The sequence below is a fragment of the Jannaschia pohangensis genome (assembly GCF_900113875.1).
GTDB lineage: Bacteria > Pseudomonadota > Alphaproteobacteria > Rhodobacterales > Rhodobacteraceae > Jannaschia > Jannaschia pohangensis.
Map to the genome: position 1 here is coordinate 353,203 of NZ_FORA01000001.1, position 20,110 is coordinate 373,312.

The 20,110-nt window shown below is 63.7% G+C and carries 22 protein-coding genes; 12 read left to right on the forward strand and 10 right to left on the reverse strand.

Annotation, left to right across the window (positions count from 1 at the left end):
• Positions 1 to 18 precede the first annotated feature (18 nt).
• The 7 genes from BM002_RS01695 to BM002_RS01725 are packed head-to-tail and all read left to right on the forward strand — an operon-like array spanning position 19 to position 5,016.
• Complete coding sequence (locus BM002_RS01695; protein WP_092776672.1) at positions 19 to 312, forward strand: STAS domain-containing protein; 294 nt, start codon at positions 19 to 21, stop codon at positions 310 to 312.
• On the forward strand, positions 309 to 680 hold the full coding sequence (locus BM002_RS01700) for a response regulator (protein WP_092776673.1): 372 nt from the start codon (positions 309 to 311) through the stop codon (positions 678 to 680). The genes BM002_RS01695 and BM002_RS01700 overlap by 4 nt, the downstream gene beginning before the upstream one ends.
• Entirely contained in the window at positions 680 to 2,914 is a 2,235-nt protein-coding gene (locus BM002_RS01705; RefSeq protein ID WP_092776675.1) for a chemotaxis protein CheA, read from the forward strand. Before BM002_RS01700 ends, BM002_RS01705 begins: the two co-directional genes overlap by 1 nt.
• Entirely contained in the window at positions 2,911 to 3,438 is a 528-nt protein-coding gene (locus BM002_RS01710) for a chemotaxis protein CheW (RefSeq protein ID WP_092776677.1), read from the forward strand. The genes BM002_RS01705 and BM002_RS01710 overlap by 4 nt, the downstream gene beginning before the upstream one ends.
• The gene (locus BM002_RS01715) at positions 3,435 to 4,307 is read left to right on the forward strand and encodes a CheR family methyltransferase (RefSeq protein ID WP_092776679.1); all 873 of its coding nucleotides are present in this window, start codon (positions 3,435 to 3,437) and stop codon (positions 4,305 to 4,307) included. Before BM002_RS01710 ends, BM002_RS01715 begins: the two co-directional genes overlap by 4 nt.
• On the forward strand, positions 4,298 to 4,684 hold the full coding sequence (locus tag BM002_RS01720) for a response regulator (protein WP_092776681.1): 387 nt from the start codon (positions 4,298 to 4,300) through the stop codon (positions 4,682 to 4,684). Before BM002_RS01715 ends, BM002_RS01720 begins: the two co-directional genes overlap by 10 nt.
• Positions 4,684 to 5,016 carry a hypothetical protein gene (locus tag BM002_RS01725; protein ID WP_092776683.1) on the forward strand — a complete coding sequence of 111 codons (333 nt, stop codon included), beginning with the start codon at positions 4,684 to 4,686 and terminating at the stop codon, positions 5,014 to 5,016. The genes BM002_RS01720 and BM002_RS01725 overlap by 1 nt, the downstream gene beginning before the upstream one ends.
• 42 nt (positions 5,017 to 5,058) lie before the next feature.
• Here BM002_RS01725 and BM002_RS01730 read toward each other — a convergent pair whose 3' ends face one another.
• Together BM002_RS01730 and BM002_RS01735 are read right to left on the reverse strand one after the other, a co-directional pair.
• Complete coding sequence (locus tag BM002_RS01730; RefSeq protein ID WP_092776685.1) at positions 5,059 to 6,873, reverse strand: ABCB family ABC transporter ATP-binding protein/permease; 1,815 nt, start codon at positions 6,871 to 6,873, stop codon at positions 5,059 to 5,061.
• A 61-nt stretch (positions 6,874 to 6,934) separates the two neighbouring features.
• A complete protein-coding gene (locus tag BM002_RS01735) occupies positions 6,935 to 8,152 on the reverse strand; it encodes a LysM peptidoglycan-binding domain-containing protein (protein ID WP_092776688.1) in 1,218 nt (405 codons plus the stop codon).
• Positions 8,153 to 8,246: 94 nt separating this feature from the next.
• Between BM002_RS01735 and BM002_RS01740 the strand changes: the two genes are divergently transcribed.
• Entirely contained in the window at positions 8,247 to 8,780 is a 534-nt protein-coding gene (locus BM002_RS01740; RefSeq protein WP_092778637.1) for an LOG family protein, read from the forward strand.
• A 58-nt stretch (positions 8,781 to 8,838) separates the two neighbouring features.
• On the opposite strand, the gene BM002_RS01745 is transcribed toward BM002_RS01740, so the two are convergent.
• The 6 genes from BM002_RS01745 to BM002_RS01765 form a co-directional block, all read right to left on the reverse strand.
• Entirely contained in the window at positions 8,839 to 9,438 is a 600-nt protein-coding gene (locus BM002_RS01745) for a superoxide dismutase (RefSeq protein WP_092776690.1), read from the reverse strand.
• 55 nt (positions 9,439 to 9,493) lie between these two features.
• A complete protein-coding gene (locus tag BM002_RS01750) occupies positions 9,494 to 9,991 on the reverse strand; it encodes a sarcosine oxidase subunit gamma (protein WP_092776692.1) in 498 nt (165 codons plus the stop codon).
• On the reverse strand, positions 9,984 to 12,959 hold the full coding sequence (locus BM002_RS01755) for a sarcosine oxidase subunit alpha family protein (protein ID WP_092776694.1): 2,976 nt from the start codon (positions 12,957 to 12,959) through the stop codon (positions 9,984 to 9,986). The genes BM002_RS01750 and BM002_RS01755 overlap by 8 nt, the downstream gene beginning before the upstream one ends.
• A complete protein-coding gene (locus BM002_RS01760) occupies positions 12,956 to 13,264 on the reverse strand; it encodes a sarcosine oxidase subunit delta (RefSeq protein WP_092776696.1) in 309 nt (102 codons plus the stop codon). The genes BM002_RS01755 and BM002_RS01760 overlap by 4 nt, the downstream gene beginning before the upstream one ends.
• 51 nt (positions 13,265 to 13,315) lie before the next feature.
• The gene (locus tag BM002_RS19210) at positions 13,316 to 13,480 is read right to left on the reverse strand and encodes a hypothetical protein (RefSeq protein WP_175484773.1); all 165 of its coding nucleotides are present in this window, start codon (positions 13,478 to 13,480) and stop codon (positions 13,316 to 13,318) included.
• Positions 13,481 to 13,616: 136 nt separating this feature from the next.
• The gene (locus BM002_RS01765; RefSeq protein ID WP_092776698.1) at positions 13,617 to 14,861 is read right to left on the reverse strand and encodes a sarcosine oxidase subunit beta family protein; all 1,245 of its coding nucleotides are present in this window, start codon (positions 14,859 to 14,861) and stop codon (positions 13,617 to 13,619) included.
• Between the two features lie 208 nt (positions 14,862 to 15,069).
• On the opposite strand from BM002_RS01765, the gene ccmI reads away from it, so the two are divergent.
• From ccmI to BM002_RS01780, 3 genes are read left to right on the forward strand one after another with little or no spacing between them, the layout of a single operon-like run.
• Positions 15,070 to 16,269: a c-type cytochrome biogenesis protein CcmI gene (ccmI, locus tag BM002_RS01770; RefSeq protein WP_092776700.1), complete on the forward strand. Its 1,200-nt coding sequence runs from the start codon at positions 15,070 to 15,072 to the stop codon at positions 16,267 to 16,269.
• The gene (gene ruvX, locus BM002_RS01775) at positions 16,266 to 16,742 is read left to right on the forward strand and encodes a Holliday junction resolvase RuvX (RefSeq protein ID WP_092776702.1); all 477 of its coding nucleotides are present in this window, start codon (positions 16,266 to 16,268) and stop codon (positions 16,740 to 16,742) included. The genes ccmI and ruvX overlap by 4 nt, the downstream gene beginning before the upstream one ends.
• On the forward strand, positions 16,739 to 16,984 hold the full coding sequence (locus BM002_RS01780) for a DUF1289 domain-containing protein (protein ID WP_092776704.1): 246 nt from the start codon (positions 16,739 to 16,741) through the stop codon (positions 16,982 to 16,984). The genes ruvX and BM002_RS01780 overlap by 4 nt, the downstream gene beginning before the upstream one ends.
• Here the strand turns inward: BM002_RS01780 and BM002_RS01785 are convergent.
• Entirely contained in the window at positions 16,981 to 17,799 is an 819-nt protein-coding gene (locus BM002_RS01785; RefSeq protein WP_092776706.1) for a sulfite exporter TauE/SafE family protein, read from the reverse strand. The two genes, BM002_RS01780 and BM002_RS01785, sit on opposite strands and share 4 nt — an antisense overlap.
• A 125-nt stretch (positions 17,800 to 17,924) precedes the next feature.
• Here BM002_RS01785 and BM002_RS01790 point away from each other — a divergent pair, with 125 nt between their 5' ends.
• Positions 17,925 to 19,115 (forward strand): multidrug effflux MFS transporter, encoded by a 1,191-nt coding sequence (locus BM002_RS01790; RefSeq protein WP_342707290.1) that lies wholly within the window; start codon positions 17,925 to 17,927, stop codon positions 19,113 to 19,115.
• Here BM002_RS01790 and dusA read toward each other — a convergent pair.
• Positions 19,091 to 20,089, reverse strand: a complete 999-nt coding sequence (gene dusA / locus BM002_RS01795) for a tRNA dihydrouridine(20/20a) synthase DusA (protein ID WP_092776710.1) — start codon at positions 20,087 to 20,089, stop codon at positions 19,091 to 19,093. The genes BM002_RS01790 and dusA overlap by 25 nt on opposite strands.
• Positions 20,090 to 20,110 lie beyond the last annotated feature (21 nt).

A 20,110-nucleotide genomic window follows, 5' to 3' on the forward strand; every position in this document is an offset into this window, starting at 1 on the left:
CATGAGGCTCTGCAGGATATGACCGACAAACCCGAGGACGCCGTTATCGTGCTTCCCAAACGCCTGGAAATGACGACGGCGAATGCCCTGCGCGACGAAGTGTTGGCGATCGAAGGCGATCTTGTTCTCGACGCCTCCGGTGTCACCGTCGTGACCACACCCGGTGTTCAGGTGCTGATGGCGATCCGCGATCATCAGGCCCTTCGCGGTCGGCATGTCCGCGTCGACCGTCCCACCGGGGATTTCATGTCTTGTATCGCCATACTAGGCGCGCCGCTCAGCCGGCTTCAAACCGAAGGGGTGACCGCATGAGAGTTCTTGCCATCGACGACAGTCGCACGATCCGCGACATGGTTCGCCTGACGCTCGAGCGTGAGGGGATTGAAACCGCCGTCGCCGAAGACGGAATCCACGGGATCGAGGTTCTCGACAGTCTCGATCCTCGGCCGGACGCCATCCTGACAGATGTGAACATGCCCCGCCTGGACGGGTTCGGCTTCATCAACCGCGTCCGGGAACGGTCGGAATACGCCGGTATCCCGATTCTGGTTCTGACGACCGAAAGCGCGCGGGAGCTCAAGCTCAAGGCCCGCGCCGCCGGGGCGACCGGCTGGATCGTGAAACCCTTTGATCCGGCCCGATTGGTCGGTGCCCTTCGCACGGTGACGGGGCTGACCTGATGGATCCGATGGACGCAATCCGGGCGACATTCTTCGAGGAATGTGCCGAACTACTGGAAAGCCTGGAGGGCGGCTTGCTCGCCCTCCAGTCCGGAACGCAAACGCCCGATACGGTCGATGCCGTGTTCCGCGCCGTCCATTCGATCAAGGGGGGTGCAGGTGCCTTCAACCTGTCGACGCTTGTGGCCTATGCCCATGAATTCGAGACGACGCTCGACGCCTTGCGGTCCGGACGGCTGACGGCTTCGGCCGAGGTTGTCGGAACCCTTCTGCGCGCCTCTGATGTTCTTGGCGATCTGGTGAACTCGGCTTGCCTGGGTGAAGACGTCGATGTCCCCGACACTTCGGAACTCAAGGCGGTTGCGGGTTCGGCCGAGGCAACTCCCGGCAAGGAAGACGACTCCGACTTCAATCCGGTGATGCTCAATTTCGGGCTCGACCCCATCCCCGATGACGACATCGACCTTGCACCGACGCCGATCGAGATCGAGACCGTCCCGGTTTCGACGAGCACAGCGGCTCCGCACTCTGCGGTCGGTAAGCGCATCTGGCGCGTCACATTCGAGCCCCTGCCCGAACTGTTGGTCAGCGGGAACGAGCCATTGTTTCTGTTCCGCGCCCTCGAAGTTCTGGGGCGAATGTCGGTCGAGGCGCTGGACAGTGATCTTGCCTCTCTGTCCGACATGGATGTTTCGGTGCCCCGGCTTCGCTGGTCGATCCGGCTGGAACCGACCGCCACCGATCTGACGGAAACGGAAATCGAGAGTGTTTTCGAATTTGCGGACGACATCTGCGTTCTGACCATTTCCCAGATCAAGGACGAGGACGAGAACGCTCCCTCGCCTCAGGCCGAGGCTGTCCCCGGTCAGGTGTCGCCAGCGGTTGTCGAACCTCCCAAGATGACCATCAAGGAAACCGCGGACACCGCCCCGCCCCCCGCCGCGCCGAAGCCGGACGTGTCGGTACAGCCGACCCCGATCGGCACGGCCGCCCCACAGGCACAGACGTCCGCCCCCGCGACGATCCGTGTTGATCTGAACCGTGTCGACCGCCTTGTGAACCTGGTTGGCGAACTGGTGATCAGCCAGTCGATGCTCGCCCAGGGCATGACCCGTGCGGGACTCGATCAGCATTCCGAAGCCGTTGCGACGCTTGACGAGCTTCAGCAGTTGACGCGCGACATGCAGGACAGCGTGATGTCCATTCGGGCGCAACCGGTCAAATCCCTCTTTCAGCGCATGACCCGCATCGTTCGCGAAGCCGGGCAGGCCACCGGCAAAGACGTTCGTCTGGTCACCGAAGGCGAAGGGACTGAAATCGACAAGACGGTCGTGGAGCGGCTGGCCGATCCCTTGACCCACATGATCCGCAATTCGATCGATCACGGGCTCGAAGCTCCGGATGAGCGCAACGCAGCCGGTAAATCGCCTGGCGGTGTCGTGCGGCTTTCGGCACGCCAACAATCCGACCGGGTCGTGATCGAAGTGTCCGACGATGGTCGCGGGATCAATCGCGCAAAGGTTCTCGAGCGTGCCATCGCGCGCGGTCTCGTTCCCGAAGGCAAGACGCTCGACACAACAGAGATTGATCGCCTTCTGTTCCTGCCCGGATTTTCGACGGCGCAGACCGTGTCCGCTCTCTCCGGGCGGGGCGTAGGCATGGATGTCGTGCAACGCGCGATCCGGGACCTGAATGGGACGATCGCCATTTCTTCGGTCGAAGGAAAGGGGACGTCCATTTCCATCAGCTTGCCGCTGACCCTGGCGATCCTTGACGGAATGATCGTCCGAAGCAGTCGTCAGCGCATGGTCATCCCGCTTTCGGCGATCGTTGAGACACAGACCTACGCAGCCGCCCGGATCGAGACACTCGGTCCGAATCAGTCAGTCGTCCGTTTGCACGAGCGGTTTGTCCCCATCGTCGACCTCGCAGGAAGCATGGGCTTCGCCCGCCAACCGACGGATGACCTGGTCGAGGACGACACCGCCCTGCTGTTCGTACAGCCCGATGAAAGTGGCACGTTCGCCTTGCGGGTCGACGCGATCGAGGCGCAGCGGCAGGTGGTCATCAAGGGATTGGGCGAGAACTTCGGGCATATCCCCTGCGTCTCTGCCGCCACGATCCTCGGGGATGGCCAGGTGGCCTTGATCGTCGACCCGGGCGGCATCGCCGAAATGGCCGGTCTCAACCGCCAGAACCCAACACTTCAGACACCGGAGCTTGCTGTCCAATGACCCAAATCGAAGCCACAGTTGCGGTTCCCGAAGAAGCGGGCCCCAAACCGGACGCATCTGACGTCACCGGTCAGGACCGGATCGAACTTCTGACGTTCCGCTGCGGCGGACGGGGCTTTGCGGTCAACATCATGGACGTTCGCGAGATCCGCAGTTGGAGCGAACCGACGCCCCTGCCCCATGCGCCGCCCTTCATGAAGGGCATGGTGAACCTCCGAGGGTCGGTTTTGCCGGTGATGGACCTTGCGCAGCGCCTTGGCCAGCCACCGACCCAAGACGATCCGCGCAATGTCATCATCGTCATCCAGAATGGAAATCGGGTTCATGGCCTTCTGGTCGATGCGGTTTCAGACATCGTGCATCCGACAGATGATCAGTTGCAGGACGTCCCGCGCGTCAATGCCGAAGACGGCGCCGGGATGGCTGATCGCCTCTTCGTCGTCGATGACAAGATGATCCAGATTCTGTCGACCTCCCGCATTCTGCCGGAAGTTTCCCGACCATTTTCCGAGGCGATAGCGTGATCGAACTTTCGTCAAAACAATACGCGGAGCTGGCTGCGCTTGCGGATAGAGAGGCTGGTCTGTTTCTCCCCGAGACCAAGATTGCTTTCGTTGCTTCCCGCTTGCAACGCCGGTTGCGTGCGACTCGGCTGGATGACTTCGGAAGCTATCTGAAACTCCTACATTCGACCTCCCAGGACGGTCAGGCGGAGCGGCGCGCGTTCGTGACGGCCCTGACGACGAATGTCACCCAGTTGTTCAGAGAACCCCATCACTATGAGCTCCTGGCCACCCACCACGAGCGGCATCAGACCCGCACCTCATCCGGCGGCCGTAAATACCAGGTCTGGTCTGCCGGGTGTTCCAGCGGGGAAGAGGCTCTGTCGATCGCGGCCCGGTGCTACAACAGTCTCGGCCGCGATTGGAATCGGCAGGTCTCCATTCTGGCCAGCGATGTCGATCAATCTGTCCTGCAGACGGCGCGGGATCGGCCCGCGAAAGTGGCGGTCGGAGCTCAACTCCTTGCCTATTGCGGTCTGGCCGGTGCGGATGATGCCTCAAAGGATCGAAGGGCAGCGGAGTTCCATGATTTTCTGACACAAGGAATCGAATTTTGTCAGCACAACTTGCTCCATGAATTGCCGAGAGATGATCGCTTCGATGCAATCTTCTGCCGGAACGTCACGATCTATTTCAGCAGGGCAGCGCAGGACCATGTCCATCGGCTGTTGTGCAATCGCCTTCTGGACGGCGGCCTTCTGGCTCTCGGGCATTCCGAGCGCTTGACTGGCCATGACGAGACGATGATCCAGGTCGGTCGTACCGCCTATATCCGAAATCGCGCCTCCGATATTTCGGCGTTCAAGAAAGACAGACTGCAATGCCACTGAGAGATATGCTCCGCGTTCTTGTGGTCGACGACATGTCGACGAGCCGCGGGATCCTTCTGCAAGCGCTCGATACCCTGGGAATTTCAAATGTTTCCTATGCGGAGGATGGCAAGCAGGGCGTTTTGAGCGCGCGCCAGAACGTTCCGCACCTGATCCTGTCGGACCTGTATATGCCGAACCTGAATGGCCTGCAGATGTTGCAGCATCTCAGGGCGGAACCCCTGACGCAGAAGGTTGGTTTCATCCTCATCACGGGCCGGGGCGATGAAGCTGTCATTCAGACCGGCAAGAAACTCGGAATGAACAATTTCCTGACGAAGCCGTTCACGCCCCTGCAGCTGAAGGAATGCATCGAAGCCGTCGTGGGGAAGCTCTAATGCCTGTGGATCATCCGACTTTTTTATCCCTTCTCTCGCGCGAATGCCGATCTTCGGCGAACGACCTCGCGCATGTTCAAGACGCGATCGGCGACCACGCGGCCTTGCCGGAACTGGCCGTAGAACTTGCCCATGATCTTCAGGCCTTGGATCGCGTCAGCCAGACTTTGAACGATCTTGGGGCGATGTTCGAGGCAATGGCGAGGTCGAATTTGCCGATCGGAGAGAAGGTCCAGGAGGATATTCTGCATGCCATATCACAGGCGACACTGCGCGCACGCCTGTCGGGCCTGCACCATCCGGCGAGAACGGAGCACGTGGAGCTGTTTTGACTGATAGGCTTGCAGGCGCAGGGTGTGAGGTGGGTCCGCTTGCTACGCGGCCTCTTCGTCGGCAAGCTGCCGATGCCACATCGAGGCATAGCGCCCGGGCTTGGCCAGCAACTGATCGTGCGATCCGGACTCGACGATCCGCCCGTCTTCCAGAACCACGATCAGGTCGGCATCGACCACGGTAGACAATCGATGCGCAATCGTGATGACCGAACGCCCCTGCGACATCGCCCGCAGTTCGGTCTGGATGGACCGCTCGGTCTCCGTGTCGAGGGCCGATGTCGCCTCGTCCAACAAGAGGATCGGAGGGTCCTTCAGCAAGGTGCGTGCGATCCCGACACGTTGCTTTTCGCCACCCGAGAGCTTCAGCCCGCGCTCACCGACGGTGGTCTCATAACCATCGGGCAGCGTTTCGATGAACGTATCGATCCGGGCGGCGCGGGCGGCTTCGCGGATCTCCTCGAAGCTTGCGTTCGGACGCCCGTAGGCGATGTTGTACCGGATCGTGTCGTTGAACAGGACGGTATCCTGGGGGACGACGCCGATGTGCCGGTGCAGGCTTTCCTGGGTCACCGAGCGGATATCCTGCCCATCGATCTCGATCGCGCCCTCGGCCACATCATAGAACCTGAAAAGAAGCCGTCCGATCGTCGACTTCCCAGAACCCGAAGGGCCGACCACGGCGATCGTCTGTCCTGCGCCGACCGTCAGGCTGACACCCTTCAAGATGGGGCGCGCCGCATCATAGCCGAAATGTATGTTGCGAAATTGGACCTTGCCCGCAGACACGACAAGCTCTTCCGCATCTGGCGCGTCAGAGACTTCGGGCGGCTGCTCCAGAAGGCCGAACATCTCGCCCATGTCGACAAGCGCTTGCCGGATTTCACGATAGACGGTGCCGAGAAAATTCAAAGGCATGGTGATCTGCACCATATAGGCGTTCACCATGACAAAATCGCCGACCGTAAGGTCGCCGCGCTGCACGCCAAGCGCGGCCAGGACCATGACCCCCACAAGACCGGAGGTAATCAGAAGGGATTGGCCGAAATTGAGGAACGCCAGCGAATAGGATGTCTTGAGCGCGGCCTGTTCATACTGCTGCATTGCGCCATCGTAGCGCGCGGCCTCGCGCGCCTCGGCGCCGAAATACTTGACGGTCTCGAAATTCAGGAGGCTATCGATGGCCTTCTGGTTCGCATCCGTGTCCTGATCGTTCATGACCTTTCGGATCTTCACCCGCCATTCGGTGACCGCGAAGGTGAACCAGACATAGCCGGCAATCGTGACCAGCACGATCACCAGGTACCAGACGTCGAAAACAAAAAAGAGGATCGCCGAGATGAGCAGCAGTTCCAGAACCAGTGGGCCAATGGAAAACAACAGGAATCGCAGCAGGAAATCGACGCCCTTGACCCCGCGTTCGATGATCCGGCTCAGCCCGCCGGTCTTGCGGCTGATGTGATATCGCATCGACAGGCGGTGCATATGCGTGAACGTCTCGGCCGCGAGGCGTCGGAGGGCGCGTTGGCCGACGGTCGCAAAGATCACATCGCGCAACTGTTGAAACCCGACGTTGAGCGCGCGCGCCGCGCCATAGATAACGGTCAGCGCGACGGCCCCCGCACCAAGCGCCCAGGCCGGTGTCACGGTTTCGGGCGCAAGGGCGTCGACCGCTGCCTTGTAAAAAAATGGCATCGTCACCGCGATGACCTTGGCCAGAACCAACATGCCAAGGGCCGCGACGACGCGAACTTTTACTGCCGTTTCCCCCTCGGGCCACAGGTACGGCATTACGCGGCGGATGATCCCGATTGCGCCCGCTGGCGCTTCGGTCGTCGTGGTTGTCGTGCGGCGCATCTGGGATCCCGGCGAGTTTTCCGGCCTACCCTAGGCGCGCCGGACCGGAATGGAAACCGCGCTACTCCGTCGCGTCGGGCAGGTTAAATACTTGACCGGGAAAGATTAGGTTGGGGTCCCGGATGGCGTCGCGATTTGCCTCGAATATCTGGACATAGCGCACACCGTCCCCAAAATAGCCCTCGGAAATCGCCCAGAGGGTCCAGCCCGGTTGAACGGTCAGCGCGGTGACCCCTTCGGCACGAGCGGCGGCGGCGATCTCGGGCGCGGTCCGCTGGAACGGCGTTTCGATCCGCGTCGTCACAGAACCGTCCTCGCCCAGGGCATCGATCCGGAGCGTGTAGACCCCGGTCTCGACATCCGGCAAGGGCGAGACCCAGGCGCCACCCTGGTCAACTCGGGTCAGCTGCACCGGCTCGTTGTCGAGATAGATCCGCAACTGGCTGTCGCGCGCACCGCGACCGGCCAGTTGCACTTCGCCGGTTTCGTCATACGTGATCGCGTCGAGACCAAGGTCGTCGACGACACTGGGCGGTGCTCCGCCGTCCGCTAGAACCGTGACACCCGAGGGGCCGGCCCGGAAGAGCCTGGGCGCCGCAGGCGCATCGCTTGCCACGTCCGGGCGGTCCGGTTCGGGCGCGACCAGATCCGGTGTGGCGACCGGCGCAACCGGCGCGCTCTCGGTCGCGGCGGCAGTCACCACGGGTGCCTCGGCGGGGGCGACGCTTGGTTCGACAGGTGTGATCGCCGCGGTTTCCTCTCCTGGCGTTACGGCGGCTTCGGCCACCTCTGCGGGCGGCGCCGGGAAGGCTGGTGCCACGATGATGCTGTCGGCGGCACGGGCAAGCTGACCTTCGGCGTCCCGCGTCTCGACCGTCAGGATGCGCGGCGTTTCCGCCAAGCCAAGATTGAAAAGCGAGACGAAATTGCCATCGGCATCCGTCCTGGCCGTCGCGACTTCCTGGCCATCGAGGCGCAGGATGACGTCGACCCCTGCCCCGCCTTTTCCGGCAATTACGGCGCTTCCCGCCGCATCGATGCGCACGACATCGAGCTGTGGGACGGGCGGCCCCTTCGGCATGTGGGGCTGATCCATTGGCTCGGGCTTGACGGGTGTCTCGGTGGTCGCGGCCACGTCGATCGAAGGCTCCGAGATGTCAGGCTGGACAGCGCTGTCATCCACCAGATCACGAGGTGCCAGAAGATAGGCCCCCAGACCGGCGGCCACGACCGCACCCACAATCATCGCCCCTCGAGCCGTCGAAAAACCTTTGCGCATCCGGTCCGTCCTTCACACCCCAACCACGGGGTTTGCGCAAGACTAGCGATGGCGTAGTGCAGCGTCAAAGCCACAAGAATGTGTAGAGGTCATGATGAAATCGATCTGTGTCTATTGCGGCGCGCGAGACGGAAGGAATGCGGCCCATGCCGTCGCCGCCGAGGCCTTGGGACAGTCGATCGCCGCGCAGGGTTGGCGGTTGGTCTACGGCGCGGGCGATGTCGGCCTGATGGGGCGCGTCGCCCGCAGCGTTCAGGTCGCGGGCGGTCAGACCTTCGGCGTCATTCCAACACATCTGATGGAGTTGGAAGTCGGCAAGCGCGACCTGACGGCCTTCGTCGTGACCGAGACGATGCACGAGCGCAAGAAAGTCATGTTCATGAATGCGGATGCGGTGGTCGTCTTGCCCGGAGGGGCCGGAACGCTGGACGAATTCTTCGAAGTTCTGACCTGGCGGCAATTGGGGTTGCACCAGAAGCCGATCATCCTGCTCAATATCGGCGGCTATTGGGACCCGTTGATCGCGATGCTTGACCATGTCGTAGCCGAGGGTTTTGCAGGCAAGGCAACGCGCGACTTCGTGCAGGTGGCACGGGACGTGCCCGAGGCGATGTCCCTGCTTGCCTGAGCCAAGCAAAAGGGGGCCACCACGGCCCCCTTTTCAAATGTCAGACATTTGGACCAGCTCACATCCGCGAGGCGACGTTTTCCCAATTAACCAGATTCTGCAGGAAGTTCGTCAGATAGGCGGGCCGCTTGTTGCGGAAGTCGATGTAGTAGGAATGCTCCCACACGTCGCAACCCAGAAGCGCGGTCTGGCCGAAGCAGACGGGGTTCACGCCATTTTCGGTCTTCGTGACCTTCAGGCTGCCGTCGGAATCCTTCACGAGCCAGGCCCAGCCGGACCCGAACTGACCCGCGCCGGCGGCGGAAAACTCTTCGTGGAATTTGTCGACCGAACCGAAATTCTCGACCAGCGCCTTTTCCAGGTCGCCCGGCATCGTGCTGTTTCCCGGGCCCATCATTTCCCAGAACTGGTTGTGGTTCCAAAGCTGGCTGATGTTGTTGAAGATACCATTCTGGGCGACCGAACCGGCCTGATAGGTACCCTTGATGATCTCTTCGAGCGACTTGCCCTCCCACTCGGTCCCGGCGATCAGCTTGTTGCCGTTGTCGACATAGGCCTTGTGGTGCAGGTCGTGGTGATACTCCAACGTTTCCTTGGACATGCCTTTGTCGGCAAGGGCGTCATGGGCATAGGGCAGGTCGGGAAGCTCGAAAGCCATTGGGTCTCTCCTGTTCAAAGTGTCAGATGCACATGTCGTCCGGATTGGGCCCGGGTCAAGCCCCGACCGGGCGCGCGGCGCGCAGCAGGCCATCGGCATAATCCGCGACAGACCGGAAACACATCAGCCGCCAGCCGCCATCATGCCGCCAGATCGCGGCGGGCACCTGAGCCATCCGCGTCCGGCGGACTTCGCTTGCGTCCAGCCTGGCAAAATCGACGGGCATGACGTTCGCCAACAGGCTTTCGACCCCCTGCCCTTTCAATTCAAACACTTGTCGGGCCGAGCTGATGTTGGCAACCGTGGCGAAAACGCCGGACAGTCGGCTGCGCAGGTCCGAAGCGATGGCCTCGGCGGCCTCGGCGTTGCAGGTCAGAAGTAATTCGTCACGCGACATCCATAGCAACGTGTGGCCATCGGCACTCGTGCACATCCGCTGATCCGGCAGCGCGCATCCGGTGACGGCCTTCACAACCTTGCCAAGCGATGACAGGTCGCCGCGAAGGCCGATCATTCCCGTGATCGGCAAGCGGGAGATCGAAATGTCAGACATTTGATTTCTCCCCTTCCGGATCGAAGAAGACAGCGTTGACGATCCGCGCCTCCTGCGGAGCCTGGCCAATCCGGGTGAACTTGATCACCTCGCCCATCCGGTCGGGTCCACGTTCGACCAGGCCCATGGCGATACCCTTGCCAAGCGTCGGCGACATATAGGTCGAGGTCACGCGGCCCTGCACGTTTCCCTGCCCGTTTTCATTGCGCCCGTCCGCGACGGCATAGGCGCCATCTTCCAGCGCGCTGCCATCCAGCGTCTCCAGGCCGACCAGTTTCCAGCGGCCGGGCTTCTGGAAGGCGTCGCGTTGTTGGCCGCGCTTGCCGAGATAGTCGTCTTTCTTCTTGGAAATGGCCCAATCAAGGCCGAGGTCTTGCGGAATCACGGTGCCATCCGTCTCGTCACCGATCATGATGAACCCCTTTTCCGCGCGCATGATGTGGAGCGCTTCGGTGCCATAGGGCGTGATCCCGAACTCGGCACCGGCCTCCATCAATGCGGTCCAGAGCTCCGGCCCCTGATGCGCGGGAACGGCGATTTCATAAGACAGCTCGCCCGAGAAACTGATCCGGTAGGCACGCACCGAAAGACCGGCCAGGGTGCCATCTGCCCAGGCCATGAAAGGCAAAGTCTCGGCCTTCACATCCATACCGCCCAGTTTTTCCATGACTTTCCGGGCATTCGGGCCAACCACGGCGATCTGCGCGAGTTGCTCGGTCAGGTTCACGACATGAACCTTCCAATCCCACCATTCGCATTGCAGCCAGTCTTCCATCCAGCCGTGGATGCGATCCGCGCCGCCGGTCGTGGTGTGGCAAAGCCAGGTGTCGTCGTCGATGCGCGCGACCACGCCATCGTCGATCAGGAAACCGTTCTCGTCGCACATCAGCCCATAACGGCACCGGCCGACGTTCAGCGTGCTCATCATGTTGGTATAGAGCATGTCGAGGAAGCGGCCTGCGTCGGGGCCGCGCACCAGCAGCTTTCCCAAAGTGGACGCATCAAGCATTCCAAGACTTTGGCGGGTGTTCTTCACTTCGCGCGCGACGGCGTCGGCGTGGCTTTCGCCGCCTTGGGGATAGCAATAGGGCCGCCGCCACTGGCCGACAGGCTCCCAGAAGGCACCGTTTGCCTCGTGCCAATCATGCATCGGTGTCTTCCGGAGCGGCTGGAAGATGTCGCCCCGTGCCTCGCCCGCCAGCGCGCCGATGGTGATCGGGGTGTAGGGGGGGCGGAACGTGGTCGTCCCGACCTGCGGGATCGTGACGTCAAGGCGGTCGGCCAGCACGGCGAGGCCGTTGATATTGCTGAGCTTGCCCTGATCCGTCGCCATGCCGAGCGTGGTATAGCGCTTGGCATGCTCGACGCTTTCAAAGCCTTCCTGTGCGGCCAGACGGACGTCGGATACTTTGACATCGTTCTGATAATCCAGCCACATTTTCGCACGCAGCGCCGGGCCCGCCCCGTCGGGCATGATCCAGACCGGTTTAATTGGCGCTTCGGCGACGTCTTCGCAGGCGGGCATGTCCGTATCCATGGTCTCGGCCACGTCGGCCAGAACCTGCCTGACTGTCAGGGCGCCCGACGCGGCGCCGATGGCCGTGACAAAGCCCTGCGCGTTGCCGTCGCGGGGCGGCTGGTCGGGGTCGGGGCGGAACATGGCCCGCGCCTCGTCCCACCAGAGTTTGCCGCCGCAATGGGACCAGAGGTGGACGACCGGAGACCATCCGCCCGACATGGCGACGCAGTCGCAGCGGATTTCCTGAAGGACGGTCCCGTCCCCCGATTGCAGGCAGACGGACACGCCGGTCACGCGCGCGTCGCCGTGGACCTTGGCGATCCCGCGGCCCGTGTGAACAGTGACGCCCAAAGATTTGATTTCATTTATGATGTCAGAGGCGGCATTGGGCCGAACGTCCAGAATGGCGGGAACGCGCAACCCAGCATCGAGCAGCACCTTTGCCGTGCGATAGGCATCGTCGTTGTTGGTGACGATGACCGTCCGCTCACCCGGGCTGACGCCGTGGTTCGCCACGAAATCGCGCACCGCCGAGGCCAGCATGACACCGGGAACATCATTGCCCGCAAAGCTGATCGGCCGTTCGATCGCCCCGGTCGCGGTGACGACGCGACCGGCGCGGACCCGCCAGAGGCGCTGGCGCGGGCCTGACTTGTCGGCGATGTGGTCGGTCAGGTTCTGATTGCACAGAACATAGCCGTGATCGTAGACGCCCGACCCCTCGCACCGGGTCATCAGGGTCACGTTCTTCATCTTTTCAAGCGCTTCGACGGTGGACTTCACCCAACTGGCGGCGTCCTGGCCGTCGATGGTGGCGCCGTCGACAGGGCTGCGTCCGCCCCAATGTGCGCCGCGTTCCACCAGCATGACACGCTCGCCCGCCTTGGCCGCCGTCCAGGCCGCCAGCAGCCCCGCAATGCCGCCGCCCACGATCAGCGTGTCACAGAAGGCGTATTGATGCGCGTAATGATCGCCGTCGCCCACGGTCGGCGCGGACCCGAGGCCCGCAGCCTTGCGGATCACCGGCTCGAACAGGTGTTTCCAGAGGGGGCGCGGATGGATGAAGGTCTTGTAATAGAAGCCGGCCGGCAGGAAGCGGGAGCCATAGTCGTTCACCCGCCCGACATCGAAGCCGAGCGACGGCCAGGCGTTCTGGCTCCGCGCGGTCATGCCTGGCCAAATTTCCTGCAATGTGGCGCGCTGGTTCGGCTCGAACCGGTCACCCTCGCCGATGCCGAACAGGGCATTCGGCTCTTCCGGGCCGGAACCCACGACCGAACGGGGACGGTGATACTTGAAGCTGCGGCCCATGACACGCTGACCATTCGCAAGCAGGGCCGAGGCAAGCGTATCGCCCGCATAGCCGCGCAAGGCCTTGCCGTCGCAGGTGAATTCGACGGGCTTGGTGCGGTCGATCAGCCGACCGCCGGATTTTAGACGGCGGCTCATTTGCCTGTCCTCTCGCGGATACGGGCCAGGATGTCGGCCGGGGGTTCGGTCGTCTGGGCGGAATAGGTGCCAAAAACCTCCAGCGTGGCGGTGTCGCGCGCGGCCAGGAACCACTTGCCGCAGCCATAGGCGTGGCGCCAGCGTTCGAAGTGAACGCCCTTGGTATTCTCGCGATTGAACAGATAGGCCTCGAACTCGTCATCGGACGACCCCGGGCCGAACCGCTTCAGATGGGCTTCGCCGCCGGGCGCGAGTTCGGTCTCCTCGACCGACAGCCCGCAGTTCGGACATTTCAGCAGGAGCATGACAGGCCTCGGCAGGTCGGGGCCGGATGGCCGGTTTTCAGACTTTGCGGGTCATTCAGAAGCCGCAGCGTCTTCGATCTGAACGGACGGCGCGCCCCCGATCTTGAAGCCGAAGCCGCCCGTGGACAGGACGACCCCGAGAATGCAGATCGTGGCGACGATACCGCCGAGAAGGAAATTGATGCCGCGCGGCAGGCGGCGAGGAGCGAGTGCCATGGCAGATGGCTTTCTTCGTTACGGGTACAATGCGAAACATCTACGCCTGCAAATGTGTTCCCGCCAGACCCTGAACGCGTCGTTTTCGAGTCTTTCGCGCAGACGGTCCTGTGCAGGTCTTCCAACGCATGTTCCATCAATGCGCCACCCCCGCCGCGACGCTTTCGTCGATGAAGCGGCCTTCGCGGAAGCGTTCCATGCCGAATTCCGCGGTCAGGGGCGAATGCCCCTTGGCGATCAGCTCGGCCATGCCCCACCCCGATCCGGGAATCGCCTTGAAGCCGCCGGTGCCCCATCCGCAGTTCACGAAGATGCCATCCACGGGCGTTTTCGTCAGGATGGGCGAGCGGTCGCCCGTCATGTCGACAATGCCGCCCCATTGGCGCAGCATCTTGAGGCGGGAGATCATCGGGAATGTCTCGACCAGGGCGCGCAGGGTCTCCTCGATATGCTGGAAAGAGCCGCGCTGCGTGTAGTTGTTGAAACCGTCGGCGCCGCCGCCAATGACCATCTCGCCCTTGTCGGATTGGCTCATGTAGCCGTGGACGGTGTTTGCCATGACGACAACATCCATGCAGGGCTTGATCGGTTCCGACACAAGTGCCTGAAGCGCCACGGATTCGAGCGGCAGGCGAAAGCCCGACATCTCGGCCAGAACGCTGGAATGGCCCGCGACGACAAGACCCAGTTTGTCGCAATCGATGGGCCCTTGAGTGGTGTCGACACCGCGCACGCGCCCGCCTTCGGTGCGCACGCCGGTGACTTCGCATTTCTGGATGATGTCCATGCCCATGTCGGTGCAACCGCGCGCATAGCCCCAGGCGACCGCATCATGCCGTGCCGTGCCGCCGCGCGCCTGCCAAAGCGCGCCCAGAACCGGATAGCGCGGCCCCGAGATGTTCATGATCGGGCAAAGTTCCTTGACCCGGCTCGGCCCGATCCATTCGGTCTTCACCCCTTGAAGGGAATTGGCATGGGCCGTCCGTTTGTAGCCCCGGACCTCGTGATGAGTCTGGGCCAGCATGATGACGCCGCGCGGGCTGAACATCACGTTGTAGTTCAGGTCCTGGCTCAGCGTCTCATAGAGGCTGCGGGATTTTTCGTAGATCGCGGCGGATGGGTCTTGCAGGTAATTCGACCGGATGATCGTCGTGTTCCGACCCGTATTCCCACCACCAAGCCAGCCTTTTTCAAGGATCGCGACGTTGGTGATGCCGAAATTCTTGCCCAGATAATAGGCGGTTGCGAGGCCATGACCGCCCGCCCCCACGATGATCACGTCATAGCGTTTGCCGGGCGGGCGCTTGGCCCAGGTCCGGCCCCATCCCTCGTGGTTGCGCAGGGCCTCTCGGGCGATGGCGAAGGCGGAAAAGCGTCGCATGTCGGTGGGGTCCCCTGATCCTCTTGCCGTCTGATTGCCCGGTCTGGTCCGACCTCGGTCGCTTTGGCGCGGCATGTTCATGGATATTCGCGACATTCCCCCGAGGCCAGAGGTCGCGGATCGGTCACGTTGCCGCAATCGCGTCCCCTGCCCCTTCTGCCCGGGCAGCGATCCGGTTAAGAGGGCCGCGGAATGAGATGGGGTGACAATGCTGTTCTGGATCGTGGCAGGCGTGATCATGGCAATCTGCGTGGCGGCAATGGCCGCCGGATTGCGGGGTGACGACACCGATGCGGGCGATGCGCCCGACATCGCGGTTTACCGCGATCAGCTGGACGAGCTGGACCGCGACGCCGCGCGCGGCACCCTTGCCCCCGAAGAGGCCGAGGCCGCCCGCGTCGAAGTCGCGCGCCGTCTTCTGTCGGCCGACAAGACCGAACGCGCGACCTTTTCGACCGGCAGCCGGAACCTCGGGCTCGCGCTGATCATCCTGCCGGTCATCATCGTCTCGGTCGCCACCTACATGCGGATCGGCGCGCATGGCTTCCCCGATTTCCCGCTGCAGGCCCGGATCGAGCGGATCGAGGAGGCGCGCGCCGCCCGCCCGGGGCAAGCCGAGGCCGAGGCGACGGTCGAGGACGCGGTCGACACCTCCGACCCTGACGTGACGTCCATGGCGGAGCAGTTGAAGACCGTCCTGAACAACCGGCCAGACGACCTGCGCGGCTGGCGTCTGGCGGTGCAGACGCAGGCGGGCCTTGGCGACCTGGAGGCGGCCTGGCGGTCGCAGAACCGGGTCATCGCGATCCTGGGCGACGACGCAGAGGCGCGCGACTTCTCGATCCTGACCGAACTTCTGGTTCTGGCCGCCGGGGGCTATGTCTCGCCCGAGGCAGAGGAAGCCATCGACGCCACGCTGGCCCGCGACCCGCGCGACGGGACCGCGCGCTATTACCAGGGGCTGATGTATGCCCAGGGTGGTCGACCCGACCGCGCCTGGGTCATCTGGCGTCAGCTTGTGGCCGAAAGCACGCCCGACGCGCCCTGGCTGCCCTTGATCTATGCGCAGATCGAGGAAGTCTCCGCATTGGCCGGCGATCCGACCCGGGTCGAGGATCTACCACAACCGCGCGGTCCGTCCGCCGCCGATATCGATGCGGCCGGCGAGATGACGCCCGAAGACCGCATCGCAATGATCGAGGGGATGGTAGGCAACCTGTCGGAACGGCTTGCCTCCGAAGGCGGGCCGCCGTCCGATTGGGCCCGGCTCATCACGTCGCTTGGCGTTCTGGGTCAGGGAGCCGCCGCCGCGCAGGTCTATGCCGAGGCGAAGGTGGTCTTTGCGGGCGATCAGGGCAGTCTCGACATGCTGGCGCAGGCCGCCGATCAGGCCGGGATCGCGCCGTGATCCATGACGATATCGTCGATTTCGCCGCCGCCCTGCCCCGCATCGGCGCGCTGCTTGGGCTCGATCTCGGGACCAAGACCATCGGCGTTGCGATCTGTGACGGGATGCGGTCGGTGGCCAGCCCGCTGGAGACGATCCGGCGCACCAAGTTCACCGCCGATGCCATCGCCCTCGAAGCGATCATCGCGCGCCGCGACGTGCGCGGCCTGATCCTGGGGCTGCCGCTGAACATGGACGGCTCCGAGGGGCCGCGCATTCAGGCGACGCGGGCCTTCGCGCGCAACCTGGCCCGCCGCATCGACCTGCCCATCGGCTATTGGGACGAACGGCTGAGCACGGTCGCCGCCGAACGTGCGTTGCTGGAGGCGGATACGTCCCGCAAACGTCGCGCAGAGGTCATCGATCACGTCGCGGCCGGCTATATCCTGCAAGGCGCATTGGACCGCCTGCGGCATCTGGAACGAGAATCATGACAAACGACCCCACGTCCGACCGCATCTGGACCCGTGCCGAAATCGAAAGCCCCTGCATCAAGGTCTGCGTCGTCCACCCTGACACGCGGCTTTGCACGGGCTGCCTGCGGACGATGGACGAGATCGGAAGCTGGTCGCGGATGACCCCCGAAACTCGTCGCGCCGTGATGGACGAACTGCCCGCGCGCGAGGCCCTGCACAAGGTGCGTCGCGGCGGGCGAGAAGCCCGGCTCAAGCGTTAGAACAGCACCTTGCGCAGCATGTTGAGCGCGACAAGGAACAAGAACACCGCAAAGGCCTTTTTCAACGGCGCGGGGTTCATCGCATGGGCCAGTTTCGCGCCAAGCGGCGCGGTCAGCACCGTCATCGCCACGATCACGAAAAACGCCGGCACATTGACCAGGCCGATGGTCAGCGGTGGACGCAGCCCCTCGGTCGGAAGCACGAGAAACAGCAGAACCGCCGGCACCGCGATCAGCATGCCAAAGCCCGCCGCCGTTGCCACGGCCCGGTGAATCGGCACGCCGTGCAGCGTCATCAGCGGCACGCCGAAGCTGCCCCCGCCGATGCCCATCAGGACCGAGGCAAAGCCCACGCCCGGCGAATAGATGTATTGGCGCAGGCCCGACGGCATCGTCTCGGCCAGACGCCAATGGGGCCGCGACAATGCCATATAGAGCGCCACGATCAGGGCCAGGCCCGCAAAGATCGCCGTCAGCACGTCGGACCGCAGCTGAGTCGCCACAAGCGAGCCGACAAGCGCGCCCATGACAATGCCCGGACCCCAGCCTTTCAGGATGCCGATCTCGACCGCGCCCTTGGCATGATGCGCGCGCACCGACCGCCAGCTTGTCACAACGATAGTCGCAAGAGACGTCGCCACGCAGACCTGCATGATGTTGGCGCCGTCATAGCCCAGAATCTGGAACACATAGTAGAACGCGGGCACCAGAACGATGCCGCCCCCCACACCCAGGAGACCGGCCAGAACGCCCGCGAACGCTCCGACGACCAGAAGGAAAGCGACAAGCGGCAGAAGAAGGGACAGGTCCGGCATGGGATCTCCGACGACAGGAAGCCTTCGCATACAATCCCGCCGGGCCATGGGCCAGAGGTGATTGCGGCTTGACCGCCCCTGCAATCGGGTATGTCAGTGCGGGGCACTCCCCCCGAGGTTTCCCGATGTCAGAGATGTTCCGCCGTGCCGCCATTCTGGGCCTGCTCTCAGCCGTGGGACCGTTCGCTATCGACATGTATCTGCCCGCGATGCCCACGATCGCCACCGATCTGAAGACGAGCATCGCGGGGACACAGGCCACGCTGACGGCCTTCTTTCTGGCCTTCGGTCTGGCGCAGATGGTCTATGGCCCCTGGGCCGATGCGGCGGGGCGCAAACTGCCGCTGCTGTGCGGTCTGGCGCTTTACGTCGTGGCCAGCATCGGGGCGGCGGTCGCCCCCGACATCCAGACGCTGATCGTTGCGCGATTGGTCCAGGGGTTGGGCGCGGCGGCGGTCATGGTCATCCCGCGCGCCATCATCCGGGACTGGTCCACCGGGACCGAGGCGACGCGGCTGATGGCGATGGTCATGCTGGTGATCTCGGTCTCGCCCATGCTGGCGCCGCTCGCGGGCAGTTTCGTCATCCTGCTGGCCGACTGGCGGGCGATCTTCTGGGTCATGGTCGTCGCGGGCCTGGCCAGCCTTCTGGTCACCGTCACCGCCCTGCCCGAGACCTTGCCGCCGGCGATGCGCCGGCCGGTGTCGGCCAGTCGCCTGCTCCGCGAGACGGCGGGCCTTTTTGCGCATCGCGGGTTTATGGTGCTGACCTTCGTCGGGGCCTTCGGCATGGCCAGCTTCTTCGTCTTCATCGCCTCGGCCAGCTTCGTCTATACGTCGCAGTTCGGTCTTTCGCCCACCGGGTTCTCGATTGCCTTCGCGATCAATGCCGCCGGGTTCTTCGCGGGCAGCCAGCTGGCCGGCTCCGCTGGTGGACGGTGGGGCATGGGTCCGGTGGTGAGGGGGGCCACGGCGGGGTTTGCCCTGGCCGCCTGCACCTTGCTGGCGCTGGATCTGAGCGGCCTGGCCGGGCTGGTCGTCATCATCGTCCTGCTGGCGGCGGGGAACTTCTGCCTCGGCTTCGTCATCCCGGCGGTGATGGTCATGGCGCTGGACGATCAGGGGGAGCGCGCGGGCCTCGCCTCGTCGCTGGGCGGCACGTTGCAGATGATGACGGGGGGCTTGCTCGTGGCGGCGGTCGGGCCGCTCTTCGACGGGACGGCGACGCCGATGATCGCGACCATCGCATTCTGTGCCGTTGTCGCCACGGCTTTGGCACGGCTGGTCCCGGTTCAGGCGGCGCGCGCCGCGACCTGATCCAGCGCCTGGTGCAGGACCTCGACCCCGGCGTCTGCCCTTGCGGCCCCCTCGGACAGGGTTCGCCGCCAGCCCCGCGCCCCCGGCAAGCCGCTGAACAAGCCGAGCATGTGGCGTGTGACCTGACCCAGCTTGCCGCCTTCGGCCAGATGCGCCTCGATATAGGGGATCATTCGCAGGGCCGCCGTCACCCGGTCGGGACAGGGATCGGCGGTGCCGAAGATCCGGCTGTCGGCCTGCAGGAGCAAGTTGCCGGGGTCGTGATAGGCCGCCCGCCCGATCATCACCCCGTCCATCACCGACAGCTGTGCCTCGGCCTCCTCCAGCGTGGCGATGCCACCGTTGATCGAGATGTGCAGGCCAGGAAATCGCGCCTTCATCGCGTGGACTAACGGATAGTCGAGCGGTGGAACTTCGCGGTTTTCCTTGGGGCTGAGACCCTGGAGCCAGGCCTTGCGCGCATGGACCGTGACACGGGTCACGCCGACGTCTTCCATGCGGCCCAACAGGTCGGGCAAGGCGTCTGCCGGGTCCTGATCGTCGACACCGATACGGCATTTCATAGTCACCGGCACCGATCCGGCGGCCCCGACCATTGCCGCCAGGCATTCGGCCACCAAGGCAGGGCGCTCCATCAACACGGCCCCGAAGCAACCCGATTGCACCCTGTCCGACGGGCAGCCGACGTTCAGGTTCACCTCGTCATAGCCGCGCGCGACCGCCATCGCCGTGGCCTCCGCCAACTCTCCCGGATCGCTGCCACCCAATTGCAGCGCGACGGGGTGTTCGGTGTCGTCAAAGGCCAGCAAATGATCCGCCCCACCCCGGACAAGCGCAGCGGAAGTCACCATTTCCGTATAGAGCAACGCCCGCGCCGACAGAATTCGGTGAAACACCCGGCAGGCCGAGGTCGTCCAATCCATCATGGGCGCAGCAGATAGGCGCGCTGCCTGAGTGGCTGCGTTTAAGGGCATTCAGCGTTCTCCTTGGGTCTG

Excerpts from the sequence above, each read along its gene's own strand:
- BM002_RS01695 (WP_092776672.1), top strand. The coding sequence starts at position 19 with ATGACCGACAAACCCGAGGACGCCGTTATCGTGCTTCCCAAACGCCTG.
- BM002_RS01700 (WP_092776673.1), top strand. The coding sequence starts at position 309 with ATGAGAGTTCTTGCCATCGACGACAGTCGCACGATCCGCGACATGGTT.
- BM002_RS01705 (WP_092776675.1), top strand. The coding sequence starts at position 680 with ATGGATCCGATGGACGCAATCCGGGCGACATTCTTCGAGGAATGTGCC.
- BM002_RS01710 (WP_092776677.1), top strand. The coding sequence starts at position 2,911 with ATGACCCAAATCGAAGCCACAGTTGCGGTTCCCGAAGAAGCGGGCCCC.
- BM002_RS01720 (WP_092776681.1), top strand. The coding sequence starts at position 4,298 with ATGCCACTGAGAGATATGCTCCGCGTTCTTGTGGTCGACGACATGTCG.
- BM002_RS01725 (WP_092776683.1), top strand. The coding sequence starts at position 4,684 with ATGCCTGTGGATCATCCGACTTTTTTATCCCTTCTCTCGCGCGAATGC.
- BM002_RS01730 (WP_092776685.1), bottom strand. The coding sequence starts at position 6,873 with ATGCGCCGCACGACAACCACGACGACCGAAGCGCCAGCGGGCGCAATC.
- BM002_RS01735 (WP_092776688.1), bottom strand. The coding sequence starts at position 8,152 with ATGCGCAAAGGTTTTTCGACGGCTCGAGGGGCGATGATTGTGGGTGCG.
- BM002_RS01740 (WP_092778637.1), top strand. The coding sequence starts at position 8,247 with ATGAAATCGATCTGTGTCTATTGCGGCGCGCGAGACGGAAGGAATGCG.
- BM002_RS01745 (WP_092776690.1), bottom strand. The coding sequence starts at position 9,438 with ATGGCTTTCGAGCTTCCCGACCTGCCCTATGCCCATGACGCCCTTGCC.
- BM002_RS01750 (WP_092776692.1), bottom strand. The coding sequence starts at position 9,991 with ATGTCTGACATTTCGATCTCCCGCTTGCCGATCACGGGAATGATCGGC.
- BM002_RS01755 (WP_092776694.1), bottom strand. The coding sequence starts at position 12,959 with ATGAGCCGCCGTCTAAAATCCGGCGGTCGGCTGATCGACCGCACCAAG.
- BM002_RS01760 (WP_092776696.1), bottom strand. The coding sequence starts at position 13,264 with ATGCTCCTGCTGAAATGTCCGAACTGCGGGCTGTCGGTCGAGGAGACC.
- BM002_RS19210 (WP_175484773.1), bottom strand. The coding sequence starts at position 13,480 with ATGGCACTCGCTCCTCGCCGCCTGCCGCGCGGCATCAATTTCCTTCTC.
- BM002_RS01765 (WP_092776698.1), bottom strand. The coding sequence starts at position 14,861 with ATGCGACGCTTTTCCGCCTTCGCCATCGCCCGAGAGGCCCTGCGCAAC.
- ccmI (WP_092776700.1), top strand. The coding sequence starts at position 15,070 with ATGCTGTTCTGGATCGTGGCAGGCGTGATCATGGCAATCTGCGTGGCG.
- BM002_RS01780 (WP_092776704.1), top strand. The coding sequence starts at position 16,739 with ATGACAAACGACCCCACGTCCGACCGCATCTGGACCCGTGCCGAAATC.
- BM002_RS01785 (WP_092776706.1), bottom strand. The coding sequence starts at position 17,799 with ATGCCGGACCTGTCCCTTCTTCTGCCGCTTGTCGCTTTCCTTCTGGTC.
- BM002_RS01790 (WP_342707290.1), top strand. The coding sequence starts at position 17,925 with ATGTCAGAGATGTTCCGCCGTGCCGCCATTCTGGGCCTGCTCTCAGCC.
- dusA (WP_092776710.1), bottom strand. The coding sequence starts at position 20,089 with ATGCCCTTAAACGCAGCCACTCAGGCAGCGCGCCTATCTGCTGCGCCC.